Source organism: Mycobacterium sp. ABE4_509 (assembly GCF_056160785.1).
In genome coordinates this window covers 1-11,918 of sequence record NZ_JBSWXU010000155.1, presented here as the reverse complement: position 1 = coordinate 11,918, position 11,918 = coordinate 1, and the positions used below count along the sequence as shown (strand labels likewise).

General features: G+C 69.9%; 11 protein-coding genes. 4 read left to right on the top strand and 7 right to left on the bottom strand.

All coding sequences use genetic code 11. The features are described from left to right. The coding region (locus tag ACXAID_RS23825) for a hypothetical protein (protein ID WP_475024652.1) at positions 1-1,056 on the top strand (1,056 nt) is incomplete at its 5' end. Between the two features lie 100 nt (positions 1,057-1,156). Next, a complete protein-coding gene (locus ACXAID_RS23820; RefSeq protein ID WP_475024651.1) occupies positions 1,157-2,788 on the top strand; it encodes an esterase-like activity of phytase family protein in 1,632 nt (543 codons plus the stop codon). Between the two features lie 53 nt (positions 2,789-2,841). On the opposite strand, the gene ACXAID_RS23815 is transcribed toward ACXAID_RS23820, so the two are convergent. The 4 genes from ACXAID_RS23815 to ACXAID_RS23800 all read right to left on the bottom strand — a co-directional run bounded on the left by ACXAID_RS23815 (position 2,842) and on the right by ACXAID_RS23800 (position 6,304). After that, a complete protein-coding gene (locus ACXAID_RS23815; RefSeq protein ID WP_475024653.1) occupies positions 2,842-3,507 on the bottom strand; it encodes a response regulator transcription factor in 666 nt (221 codons plus the stop codon). Next, positions 3,507-5,024: a sensor histidine kinase gene (locus ACXAID_RS23810; protein WP_475024650.1), complete on the bottom strand. Its 1,518-nt coding sequence runs from the start codon at positions 5,022-5,024 to the stop codon at positions 3,507-3,509. Before ACXAID_RS23810 ends, ACXAID_RS23815 begins: the two co-directional genes overlap by 1 nt. A 36-nt stretch (positions 5,025-5,060) precedes the next feature. Continuing rightward, positions 5,061-5,555 (bottom strand): hypothetical protein, encoded by a 495-nt coding sequence (locus ACXAID_RS23805; protein ID WP_475024649.1) that lies wholly within the window; start codon positions 5,553-5,555, stop codon positions 5,061-5,063. 200 nt (positions 5,556-5,755) lie between these two features. Next, positions 5,756-6,304 (bottom strand): VOC family protein, encoded by a 549-nt coding sequence (locus tag ACXAID_RS23800; protein ID WP_475024648.1) that lies wholly within the window; start codon positions 6,302-6,304, stop codon positions 5,756-5,758. A 69-nt stretch (positions 6,305-6,373) separates the two neighbouring features. Here ACXAID_RS23800 and ACXAID_RS23795 point away from each other — a divergent pair, with 69 nt between their 5' ends. After that, positions 6,374-7,237: an endonuclease/exonuclease/phosphatase family protein gene (locus ACXAID_RS23795; protein WP_475024647.1), complete on the top strand. Its 864-nt coding sequence runs from the start codon at positions 6,374-6,376 to the stop codon at positions 7,235-7,237. A gap of 32 nt (positions 7,238-7,269) precedes the next feature. On the opposite strand, the gene ACXAID_RS23790 is transcribed toward ACXAID_RS23795, so the two are convergent. Beyond that, positions 7,270-8,049 carry an acyl-CoA thioesterase gene (locus ACXAID_RS23790; RefSeq protein ID WP_475024646.1) on the bottom strand — a complete coding sequence of 260 codons (780 nt, stop codon included), beginning with the start codon at positions 8,047-8,049 and terminating at the stop codon, positions 7,270-7,272. Positions 8,050-8,144: 95 nt separating this feature from the next. Between ACXAID_RS23790 and ACXAID_RS23785 the strand changes: the two genes are divergently transcribed. Continuing rightward, positions 8,145-9,176, top strand: a complete 1,032-nt coding sequence (locus ACXAID_RS23785; RefSeq protein WP_475024645.1) for an LLM class flavin-dependent oxidoreductase — start codon at positions 8,145-8,147, stop codon at positions 9,174-9,176. A 70-nt stretch (positions 9,177-9,246) separates the two neighbouring features. On the opposite strand, the gene ACXAID_RS23780 is transcribed toward ACXAID_RS23785, so the two are convergent. Together ACXAID_RS23780 and ACXAID_RS23775 are read right to left on the bottom strand one after the other, a co-directional pair. After that, positions 9,247-10,905, bottom strand: a complete 1,659-nt coding sequence (locus ACXAID_RS23780; protein WP_475024644.1) for a glycine/sarcosine N-methyltransferase — start codon at positions 10,903-10,905, stop codon at positions 9,247-9,249. 309 nt (positions 10,906-11,214) lie between these two features. After that, positions 11,215-11,918, bottom strand: a 704-nt coding sequence (locus tag ACXAID_RS23775) for a WS/DGAT domain-containing protein (protein WP_475024643.1), incomplete at its 5' end; no start/stop codon positions are given.

Here is an 11,918-nt window from a genome sequence, read left to right as displayed (position 1 = left end):
GACGGCAGCCGCAGCCCCGAGGCGCTGGTCGCGGTCGCGGGCAGCACGCTGCCGGACGGGGCCACCGTGCTGGCGGGGACCCACCAGGGTGAACCGGTCGAAGTGGGAGTGTGGCGCTGGCCGCAGGATCCGGCGCTGCCCGCGCTGCGGGCGGCCGAGGCTCCGTCGTCGGTGGCGGCGATGCTGTCCGAGTTCGGGCTGCCCGTCGCGGGGAACCCCGAACTCGCGGTGCGGGCATACCGGCCCGCGCAGCGGGCGGTGCTGGAGTTCCGTGCCGGCGAGCACCGCTACTTCCTCAAGGTGGTGCGCCCGGCGGCGGTGGGGGAGCTGTGCGTCCGGCACGACCTGCTGTCGGCGGTACTACCGGTGCCGCCGGTGCTGGGCTACCGCCCGGACGGTCTGCTGGTGCTGGCGCAGGCCCCGGGCACGATGCTGCGCGACGGTTTGACCGGTGACGCCGGCGCGGCACCGCTGCCGGCGCCTGCGGCCCTGGAGTCGCTGCTGGACCGGTTGCCCGCCGAGCTGGTGAAGCTGGGCCCGGTTCGCTCGGTGCCGCAGCGGGTGCGCGGCAGCGCCGAGGTGCTGCGCATCTGCGCGGCCGCCGATCCGGCGGTGTCGGCGCAGGCCGCGGCCGAGCTGTCCGCGGCGGCGGACCGGATCGTCGACGGGCTGCTGTCCGGTCCCGCCCAGCAGTCGTCACTGGTTGCGGTGCACGGCGACTTCTACCACGCCCAGCTGCTGACGCACGGAGCCCGGATCAGCGGGCTGCTCGACGTCGACACCGCCGGCCCCGGGGAGCGCGTCGACGAATGGGCGACGCTGATCGGGCATCTGTCGGTGCTCGGGCTGGATCACCTTCGGGCACAGGATTATTGCTCGGCCGTTTTCGGGCACGCCGCCCAGCGGGTCGACCGCGGCGAACTGTGCCGCCGCGCCGCCGCGGTGGTGCTGGGGCTGGCGACCGGACCGTTCCGGAATCGTCTGGGCGACTGGGTCTCCCACACCGCCGGCCGGCTGGTGCTGGCCCGGCGCTGGCTGGCCGACGCCGCCGGATGAGAAGGCCTTCATCTGCGGCTCCCGGCTCTCTCACGTTGCACCGAAACCCTGGAAGGGACGGACGGGACAACCGATCCCGACGAGTGACAAGGAGGACATCATGGAGCGTCGCACCGGACGGAGACTGTTGGGCAGCGCGGGCGCGGTCGCGCTCGCCGTCACCGTGCTCGCCTGCTCGCCGGACTCGAACACCACCGCGGCGCAGCAACCGGCCACGCATTCGGGCGAGCAGCAGCGGTTCAGCACCGGGCAGGGGCAGTCGCTGACCATCACCCCGGGCCAGTTGTTGGCGGCCACCGGCGGCGCCACCCCGGTCGCGTTCGAGCAGCCCGCGAACGGGCAGCTCAGCCACGGCAGCGACGGCAGCGTGGTGTACACCCCCGACGAGGGCTTCACCGGAACCGATCAGCTGACGATGACCACCACCGACGCGGTGCAGGTGTTCGCCGTGCCGACGCCGCCGATGGCGACGGTGGGCGGGGTGCCGGTGCAGAGCAGCGGCGCCGGGTCGGCGATCGCCGCGGTCCCCGGCCACCCCGACCAGATCTACGGACTCACCGACCGCGGCCCGAATGTCGACGGCCGCACCGACAACGAGAAGGTCGTGCCGGTGACCGCCTACTCCCCGCAGATCGTCCGGTACTCGCTGGCCGACGGGGTCGCCACCGAGGAACAGGTGATCGTCCTCAAGGATCCCGACGGCAACCCGCTCAACGGCCTGGTGGTCGACGTGGGCGACACCGGCGGGGAGACGATGGTCGACATCGACGGCAACCCGATGCCGAACTCGGATCGGGGCCTGGACAGCGAGGGGCTGGTCGCGCTGGCCGACGGAACGTTCTGGGTGGCCGACGAGTACGGGCCGTTCGTGATCCACTTCGACGCCGACGGCACCGAGCTGGAGCGGCTCTCGCCCTATGACGGCTCGCTGCCGGGGGAGTTGGCGATGCGCGACCCCAACCGCGGCATGGAGGGGCTGACCCTCACCCCGGACGGGTCGACGCTGGTGGGTGTCATGCAGTCGGCGCTGGCCACCCCGGGCATCGACGGCTCGGCGAAGGGCGTGCCGCTGACCCGTATCGTCACCGTCGACCTGGCGACCCGCGAATCGAGCGTGTATCTGCTGCCGCTGGCCGATCCGCAGAGCAGCAAGGTGCTGGTCTCGGAGATCACCGCGCTCAGCGACACCGAGTTCCTGATCGACGAGCGGGACACCGCGCTGGCGCCCGACGGCAACAAGAAGATCTACGTCGCCGACATCTCGGCGGCCACCGGCGTCGGACCCAACTCGGCGGTCCCCGGGGCCCGCTACGACGCCGCCGCGGGCGGACTGCTCGTCGACGGTCAGCCGATCGAGGCGTTCGTCGGGGTGAGCACCGATGCCCAGGCCGTCCAGAAGCTGAGTGCCGCCGGTGTCGAGGTGGCGGCCAAGACGCTCAAGCTGGATCTGGGCGCCCTGCTGACCGAGCTCAACCCCGACGGTGGGTTCTTCGGCCATGACAAGGTCGAAGGGGTGGTCACCCCCGACGGCGGTCAGACGCTGATCATCTCGAATGACAGCGACTACGGGCTGGTCGGAATCGAGAACGACACCCCGCCTTTCGAGCTCACCCCCAAGACGCTGGCCAACGGGGCCCAGGACTCCGGTGCGATCCTGCTCGTCGACACCGCGCAGCTGCCGCCGATCACCCAGACGGTGACCGTGGCCGTCGACGTGGCACCGGCCCGCTGAGCTGCCCGGCACGCTTCGCACCCACCACGGTGGGTGCGGAGTCGTGTTTCGGGTCAGGGGATTTCGTCGAGCCGGTAGCCCATCCGGCGCAACGTGACGAACCGGTCCGCGCCGAGCTTGCGGCGCAGGTAGCGCACGTAGACGTCGATCACGTTGGAGCCCGGGTCGAAGTCGTAACCCCAGACGTGGCTGAGCAGCTGTTCGCGGGAGAGCACCTGGCCGGGATGTCGCAGGAACGTCTCGGCCAGCGCGAACTCGCGGGCGGAGAGGTCGACGACCTTGCCGTCCACCGTGGCGCGGCGGGTGCGCAGATCCAGCTGCAGACCGCCACAGGACAGCACGCTGGATTCGGCTTCCCGCTCGGTGACCAGGCGCCGCCGCACCCGGGCCAGTAGTTCCTCGAACCGGAAAGGCTTGGGCATGTAGTCATCTGCGCCGCCCTCCAGGCTGGCGACGGTGTCCTGGACGCTGTCGCGGGCGGTCAGCACGATCACCGGCAGCCGGCTGCGGTCGCTACGGAGGCGGCGCAGCACCTCGAAGCCGTCGAGGGCGGGCAGTCCGATGTCGAGGATCATCAGGTCGAAGTCGCCGGAGGTGGCGTAGTCGTAGGCCGACTGACCGTCCTCGACGATCGTCACGGCGAACCCGTTGGCGGTCAGGCCCTTGTCGATGAAGCTCGAAATGCGTTGCTCGTCTTCGGCCAGCAGGATTCGGGGCATCATGCACCCACTACCGGGATGAGGATGGTGAACCGGGCCCCGGACCCGCTGCCGGAGTCCACCTCGACGGTGCCGCCGTGTGCCACCGCGATCGCCCGCACGATCGACAGCCCGAGACCGGCGCCGTCGGACTGCCGCGCGGCCGCGCCGCCGCGCGAGAACCGCTGGAATATCCGTTCGGCGTCGGCGTCGGCGATGCCCGGGCCGGTGTCGGCGACCCACAGCCGCAGCACGCCGGTGCGAATCTGCGAGCCGATCGAGATCCGGTCGCCGTCTCGGGTGTAGCGACATGCGTTGTCGGCCAGTGCGACAAGGGCCTGGGTGATCCGCTGCGGATCGAGCACCGCGCTGCCCTCGGCGACGGCTTCGAGGACGAACTCGCGTTCGCCGAGCCGGGTCGCCTTCGCGAAGGCGTGCCGGGTGAGCTCACCGATGTCGGCCGCCGACAGGTGCAGGAAGGACGGGTGCTCGGAGCGGGCCAACAGCAGCAGGTCCGACACCATCCGGTTCATCCGCTCCAGTTCGTCGTCGACGAGCGCCACGGTGGCGGCCACGTCGGCGGGGTCGTCGGGATTCATCACATCGAGGTGGCCGCGCACGATGGTGATCGGGGTGCGCAGCTCGTGACCCGCGTCGTCGGTGAACCGGCGCTGCTCGGAGACGGTGGCCTCCAGTCTGTCGAGCATGCCGTTGACGGTGCGCACCAGACTGCCCAGTTCATCGTCGCCGCGGGCGGGGATGCGGGCGGACAGGTCGGTGTCGGTGATTCTGCGGGTCGTCTCGGCGACGTCGCGCAGTGGCCGCAGAATCCGGCCGGCGATCAGCCAGGCCGCCACCGTCGCGCCGACGATGGTGGCCCCGCCCACCGCGAGCATCAGCCGTGCGGCCTGGTCGGCCTCGGCGCGTTCGATGTCGCCGAAGAACGCGGAGACGATCACCCCGTGGCGGGGGTCGCCCGCCAGTGTCACCGGCATCGCCAGGTAGCGGATCTCGCCGTGTTGCGGATGCCGGTAGGTGCCTTCGGCGGGCTCGGTCACCGTCGCGACGCGCTGTGCGAACGCCGCGTCGTCGGACAACACCTCGGGGGTCTCGGGCTGCTGGCGGCTCTTGACCAGGAACTGTCCGTCGACGTAGCCGAGGAACTTCTCGTTCGGCCGGGCGATGTTGTAGGCGATGGCGTCGCGGATGAGCTGTTCGACGCTGGTGAAGGGGGCGCCGGTGGCCGGGTCGATGCCGGGGCCGGTCAGGTCGTTGAACTCCTCGACCTCGATCCGCAGTGCCTGGTCCATCCGGTGGTTGGCGGCCGAGATCAGCAGCCGCCAGGTGACGAACGTCGCCACGGCCAGAGCGGCCATCACCAGTAGCAGCATCCAGCCGATGATGCGGGTGCGGGCGGCCGAGGGGGCCAGGTGCCCGCGGCGTGCGGGCCGGTCGGACTGCGTGTCCAGCTGTCGGTTCGGTGTCGACCGGTCGGGCTTCCGACGGGGGTCGGTCGCCGTCGACGGGGGCGGGTTCACCCAGCCATGATCGCAGCTGGACCTGCGTCGGCAGGTCTATTTGGCGGCGTCGGCGGCCTGCCCGACCGCAGCGCGCGGGCCGTCGACCAGCATCGAGGGTGTGGCGCCGCCCGTTCCCGCGGCCAGCTCGCGGGGCTCGCGGACGACGTGCGCCGCGCCGAGCCGGGCGTTGATCCTTCGCATGGTGTCGGCCATCTGCTCGTCGGCGGCCAGCGCGGCGGCCTGGAGCCGGGCGCCGAGGGCCACGGCGTCGGACAGTTCCCGGTTGATACGGAACAGCGAATTCTCCACGAACTCCAGAGTGGTATCGACAATCACGCCCACAGCAAACTTGTTGGGTGTTGGTTTCACCAGTGCTTGCAGCTGGTTCAGGGCGGCCACCTCGTAGCGGTCCAAGGGCCGGGAGAGGTCGACGATCACCGAGTAGCGGCGGCGTTCGGGTTGGTTGGAGTACCGCTGCGACGCCCAGCTGAGTAACGGCAGTCGCACGTGCACAACCTCTAGTTTCACAACGGAATGGGTCACTGGCATCGTCCTGGTTCTGCACCGCGGCGGATGGGGGAGACCGCTGGGGACTGCACTGTCGCGTGCGTCGATAGTAAGTGGCCACCGTCGCCGCCGCACGCCGAAGAAGCTTGCGCATTCAACGAGCAACTTAACGGACAGCAAATGATCGGAGATCTGGGGCGCCCGTTCGCGAGGCCTTGGCAACGCCGCGGTCCGGGCCCTGCTCAGCGGGAACGTCCCGGCAGTGTCCGCATGGCCTGGCGGGCCGCCGAGTGCTGCCACTCCGGATGGGCCCGCTGGTAGGGGCGCAGCGCGCGCCAGGACCGCCACATCGCCGCTGGGGACGGGATGGTCGGCAGCCGGGCCAGCTCCCATTGGATGCCGTTGATCGGATCGTCGAAGAACACGGCGTAGTAGCCCGGCGCGTACTGCGGATACGCCGCGGGCGCATACACGACGGGAACCTGTTTGGGCACCAGGAATTCGTCGTGGAAGCGGTCGATCTCGCGGCGGCTGCGCGCCCACAACGCGATGTGGTTGACTCCGACGGCCTGCTCGGTGTGGCGCCGCCGCTGCCCGCCGGCGGCCGGCTGCACACCGATGTAGCTGTGCGGCGCCGGGAAGCGCGCCATGTAGTAGGTCGAGCGGTACTCGATGTCCAGCGTCCAGAAGCTCTGGTAGCCCAGCCATCCGAACATGCCGTCGTAGAACTCGATCGAGTTGTCGTAGTCGAGCACGTTGATCTCGATGTGGTGCACTCCCCGCCAGCGCATACGCCCACGGTATCGCTGCGCCCGCCCGGGTGTTGCGCGGTTCAGGCCGACCGGCACCATATCGAGGCGATGGACATTCCACGGTGGCACACGCTGCCTCGGCGCCGCCGCCACGTCGTGGTCAGCAGGTTCGACGCGGCCGCCGGCCGCTGGGCAGAGGCCTCGCTGGGTGGGGGCGCCGCACGGCGCGAGCTGACCCTGACCACCTTCAACGTGTGGAACAAGTCCTTCCACGCCGAGCAGCGCCATCGGGCGATGGCGGATCTGCTGGGTCGCGACATGCCCGACGTGTCGGTGTTCCAGGAGGTCACCCCCACCGCGCAGGCCGTCCTGCTCGACCAGCCCTGGGTCCGCGAACACTATCTGCACGTCGGTGTCACGGGTGGCCGGGTGGGCGGCTACGGCGTGTTGATGCTGTCCCGGCTGCCGATCACCGCGGCCACCTTCACCCGGCTGCCGAGCCGGCGGGTGCGCGGGTTCCTGCAGGCCGACCTCACCGTCAACGGCCGGATTCTGCGGATCTGCTCGGTGCACCTGGAGAGCGGCTCGGACGGCGCCTGGCTGCGGGCCTGGCAGCTGCGCCGGGTGTTCCGCACGGTCGCCGCCGAGGATGCGGTGATCCTGGGCGACTTCAACATGCGCGAGGGTGAGGACCGCCGGATTCCGGCGCGCTATCGCGACCTCTGGCCCGTGCTCCATCCGCACGATCCCGGCTTCACCGAGGACTCGTCGACCAACCCGATGCTGCGCGACAACAAGAAGAAGCCGCGGCAGGTGCGCTTCGACCGAGTTCTGCTCACAGGCGAGTGCTGGAGGCCGGATCGCATCGATGTGATTGGCACCGAGCCTGTTTCGCCGGCACTGCCGAGGGTTCTGCCGTCAGACCATTTCGGGCTGCGGTGCCGGCTGCTGGCCGCCGGCAGGCCGGCGTGAACACGGCGCCGCACAACAGATCCGGCCGGCCCTCAGATCCGCCAGAGCGACTCCTGGGCCACGCTGGCCACCAGCGTGCCGTCCTCGGCGACGACGGAGCCGCGGGCCAGGCCGCGGGCGTCGTTGTGGCTGACGGCCTCGGCGTCGTAGAGGTGCCACCGCTGCGGATCGAACGGACGGTGCAGCCACAGGGCGTGATCGAGGCTGGCCGCCCCGCCGCTCGGCAGCGCCGCCGCGTCGGGCGGCCGGGCCACCGCCACCAGGCCCACATCGGAGATGAAGGTCAGCGCGCACGCCCGCAGCAGCGGGTCGTCCTCGATGGGGTCGCGGCTGCGGAACCACATCGGTTGGACCGGCCAGTCATCCATGCCCGCTCGCGCGGTGCGCACCTCGAACTGGTCGGCCCACCGCTCCGGCAGCCCGGTCGCCCTGGTGGAATCGGCCAATGTGACGCTCGGCCGGCCGGGGCGCTGCCAATCGGTGGTCGTTTCGGCCCGGTGGAACGAGGCCAGCATCTCGAAGATCGCGACGCCGTCCTGGCTGGCGGTCACCCGCCGGGTGTTGAACGACTTGCCGTCGCGGGTGCGTTCGACCACGTACTCCACATCGACGCCGACCCGGCCGCCCTTGATGAAGTACGCGTGCAGCGACTGCGGCAGCCGGTGCGGGTCGACCGTCGCGCCGGCGGCGGCGAGCGCCTGGGCGGCGATCAACCCGCCGAACAGGCGTCCGGCGGTACCGAAAGCGGCTGTGCTACAGAAAGTGTCGTCGCCGCCGTCGAGGCGTACCAGGTCTGCGATCCAGCTCGGCATGGTCCTCCATCGGTCGCGGTCGAGGCAACCGACACATCGTAGAGCGCCCGCCGAACCTGCCCGCAGCGTCCTCTGCCTCGGCCTAGGTTGGTCGTATGCGGCTGACGCTGTTCATCAACCCCGAGCATCCGCCGACCGACCCGCTGGCCGTGCGCCTGGCCGAGCACGTCGAACAGGTCGCCACAGCCCGAAACGCGGGCTATGACGGGGTGACGATCGGCACCCACCTCAACTACGGAGCGGCGGCATGGTTGCCGCCGTTGACGACGCTGGCGCACCTGGCACCGGCCGCGGCGGGGATGTCGTTGTCGACGTGCATGCTGATCCTGCCGCACCACCACCCCCTGCAGGTGGCCGCCGAGGCGGCCTACCTCGATGTGATCAGCGGGGGACGGTTCACCCTCGGGGTGTCGGCGGGCTGGGCCGGCGACGAGTTCACCCTGCTCGGCATCGACCGCCGCGAACGGGTCCCCCGGTTCGCCGAGGCACTCGACCTGATCACCCGGCTGTGGACGCAGGAGCAGGTCAGCGTCGACGGACAGTTCTACCGGATCCGCGACGCCACCCTGGCGTTGCGGCCCGTCCGGTCGCCGCGCCCGCCGGTATGGCTCGGCGGGAGCGTGAACCGATCGGTGTTGCGGGCCGCCGAACAGGCCGACACCACTGTCGGTGACACCTGGGTGGCGTCCTCGCATCTGGTCGAATCGGTGATCGCCGAACAGGTCGGGGTGTTCCGGAACCGGCTGGCCGAACTGGGCAAACCCGACCCCGCCGACTTCCCGTTGCTGCGCAACATCGTGGTCGCCGAGGACCGTGCCACCGCGCTGCGCGACGCGGTGCCCTACCTGCAGGCGAGCTATCGGGTGTTCGACCGCTGGGGGCTGTTCACCGATGTGGTCGAGGACCCGGGCGCGGCGGGCGACGTTCCCGAACTGCTGGCGGGCCGGGTGATCATCGGTTCGCCGCAGGACTGTGCCGAGCAGCTGGTGACGCTGGCGACCACGATCGGGTTCACCCGGCTGATCGCCCGGGTGCAGTGGATGGGGATGCCGCAGCACACCGTGCGCCGGACCATCGAGCTGCTCGCCCACGAGGTGCTTCCCCTCGTGGAACGCGCCATGCGCTGACCGCACGGCCGGCCGACGAACGCCGAACGTCCCGAGGAAGTCTCGGGACGTTCGGTGCTGCTGAGCCTGATCAGGCGGGCTTACGGAACCGCTGGATGCCCCACGCCAGGTGACCGCCGTCGGCGGCCTCCACCCAGTTGCGCAGACCGATCACCATCCGGTCCAGATAGTCCACCGAGGACTTCTGCTCCAACTCGGGGCGGTGGGATTCCAGCTCCTCGCGCACCCGGTCGTAGTGGGTGCGCAGGTTGCCCACCAGGTCGACCTGGTCGACGACCTCGAACCCGATGGCCTGGGCGGCCTCCCGGTAGAACCGCATCGACCCCAGATCCTGCAGGTCGAGCCGGTCGTAGACGGGCTGCAGCACGCCGTCGGGCACGTCGTCGGCCTGCATCGGATCGGTGAAGACCAGTTCACCGCCGGGCTTGAGCAGCCGGAAGGCCTCCTCGATCACCTTGCGCCGGTCGGGGGCGTGCAGAAACGCGTCCTGCGACCAGATGACGTCGGCGCTCTCAGCCGGCATCGGCACGTCGTCGAAGCTGCCGTGCAGGACGGTGATCTGCCGGTCCAGTCCGGCCGCCCGGTTCTTGGCCCGGTTGTTGTTGTTCTGCGTCTCGGAGATGTTCACGCAGGTGACATTGCAGCCGTGCAGGCTGGCCAGCCGCCGTGCCGATCCGCCGTACCCGGCACCGAGGTCGACCACCACGCTGTTCGGATCGAGGTTCGACAGCATGCCGGCCATCCGGTCCACCGTCTCGACACCGGCCGCGCCGATGTCGCGGGTCTGCTCGTAGCACCCGACGTGGATGTCTTCGCCGCCCCAGACCATCGAGTAGAAGTTGTCGGCGTCGTCGCTGTCGTAGTACGCCTCGGCGGCGTCGGTGACCGCGGCGGCGGTGTTGTCCTCGACGGACTTCTCGGCCACGTGGACGAAGAAGTCCGGCTCGTTCTCCTGGTAGGTCTCCTGGAAGTCGCCGTAGGTGCGCACCCGCTCGAAACCGGCCTCCCGGATCAGCTTGCGGACGTAGTTCTTGCGCAGCGGGAACATGTTGAGCGTGTACTCCGACCCGTCCGGGAAGGTGTACTTGAACCGGGCCAGGCCGTCGTCGATGTGCTCCGGTTCTGCGGTGACCTGGTCACCGCAGTAGTAGTACTTGTGCTGGGTCGTGAACCCGTGGTCGAGCATCTCGTCGTAGTTGCGCTGATCGAGGATCAGGATGCCGTCGTGGCGCAGCGCGGCGTAGAACTCGGCCAGCGCGCGGCGGCGGTCCTGCTCGTCGTGCAGGTGGGTGAACGAGTTGCCCAGGCAGATGATGGCGTCGTACTTGCCCTGAATGGCCTTGTTCAGCTGGCGCCAGTCGGCCTGCACGCTCTTGAGGATCAGCCCGCGCTTCTTGCCGTTCTCGAACGCCTTGGCCAGCATCGCCGCCGAGCCGTCGGCGCTGGTGACGTCGAAGCCGGCCTCGGTGAGGCGCACGGAGTGGAACCCCGTGCCGGTGGCGACGTCCACCACGCTCTTCTTGTCCCGTGCGCGCAGCACGTCGATGAAGAACCGGCCCTCGGACTGGGCCCGAGCATCCCAGTCGATCAATTCGTCCCATTTCTCGACGAAGCTCATGACGTATTCGCCCCGGTAGAGATCGGTATCGCGATCGGCTAGCGGGTCGTCACCGTAGTTCTGTTCACGCAACCGCAGTTCTGCATTGTCCTGGGTGGTCGTGGTAGTCATGGGACCTTTCTTTTTCCGTCATCGTGCGCACGCGCTCGGAAAAAGGGTCATGCGTGCGCTCATCCAGCAATCACGAGGAATGCGCACGCCTACCGCGGTCTCGGGGGCGAAGTCATAGCTGCGCCGTTCCCCGCAGGGCGGGGGACGGGACGCTCCCATCTCACCCACACCGCGTATCAACCTTAGTTGACGGAAAACTCGGCGCGACCCCTAGGGGCCCCTCGCCATCCGGAACATGCTCTCCACCAGTAAGGACGCCGAGAATAATATTTTCATAAGCGTGCCGCCGGGGTCGCCCAGCACACTGATTCACCCCAGCGCGGCGGCGCGCAGCTCGGTGTAGGAGGCCTCGATGCCGTCGGCCAGGCCGGCCACTCCCGGCAACGCGGTGGGGTCGGTGCACATCCCGATCCCGATATCGCCCGAACACGAGATCGCCGAGATGCGCAGCGCGTGGTGGACGGCGGGCTCCGACGACGAGAACAGGTGCAGCACCCGCCGGCCGGCCACCCCGACGGCCGCCGCCGGGCCGGGCACATTGGAGATCGCCACACTGAACTCGCGAGCGCTGCCGGCCAGCCGCTGCACCGCGGCCCCGAGATGCCGGAACCGGCCGAGCGCGTGGAACAGGTCGAACAGCTCCTCGGCGTCGCCGAGTTGTTTGCGCCGGGTGGTCTCGGCGCGAATCAGGTCGAGCCGGGTCAGCGGGTCGGGTTCGGCCAGCGGCAGGTCGACGTTGATGAACGAGTCGCGGTTGCCGAGCTCGGTCGCCGACTCGTCGCGGTGGTGCAGGCTGACCGGGACCTGGGCCCGCAGCCGGTGCACCGATTCGCCCTCGGCGCTCAGCCACCGGCGCAGCCCGCCGGCGACGACCGCGAGCAGTACGTCGTTGACGGTGGCACGGTCCGGCTGCGCCGCCCCGATCGCCTTGAGCTCGGAGAGCGGCAGCACGGTGAACGCGAGTTCGCGGGCCGCGCCGACGGGCCGGTCGAACGGGGAGTGCGGTCCGGGGC

Bases quoted from the DNA above. Each gene is read 5' to 3' on its own strand.
- ACXAID_RS23800 (WP_475024648.1), bottom strand. From the start codon at position 6,304: ATGCGCTGGCGGGGAGTGCACCACATCGAGATCAACGTGCTCGACTAC.
- ACXAID_RS23780 (WP_475024644.1), bottom strand. From the start codon at position 10,905: ATGACTACCACGACCACCCAGGACAATGCAGAACTGCGGTTGCGTGAA.
- ACXAID_RS23790 (WP_475024646.1), bottom strand. From the start codon at position 8,049: ATGCCGAGCTGGATCGCAGACCTGGTACGCCTCGACGGCGGCGACGAC.
- ACXAID_RS23805 (WP_475024649.1), bottom strand. From the start codon at position 5,555: ATGCCAGTGACCCATTCCGTTGTGAAACTAGAGGTTGTGCACGTGCGA.
- ACXAID_RS23795 (WP_475024647.1), top strand. From the start codon at position 6,374: ATGGACATTCCACGGTGGCACACGCTGCCTCGGCGCCGCCGCCACGTC.
- ACXAID_RS23785 (WP_475024645.1), top strand. From the start codon at position 8,145: ATGCGGCTGACGCTGTTCATCAACCCCGAGCATCCGCCGACCGACCCG.
- ACXAID_RS23820 (WP_475024651.1), top strand. From the start codon at position 1,157: ATGGAGCGTCGCACCGGACGGAGACTGTTGGGCAGCGCGGGCGCGGTC.
- ACXAID_RS23815 (WP_475024653.1), bottom strand. From the start codon at position 3,507: ATGCCCCGAATCCTGCTGGCCGAAGACGAGCAACGCATTTCGAGCTTC.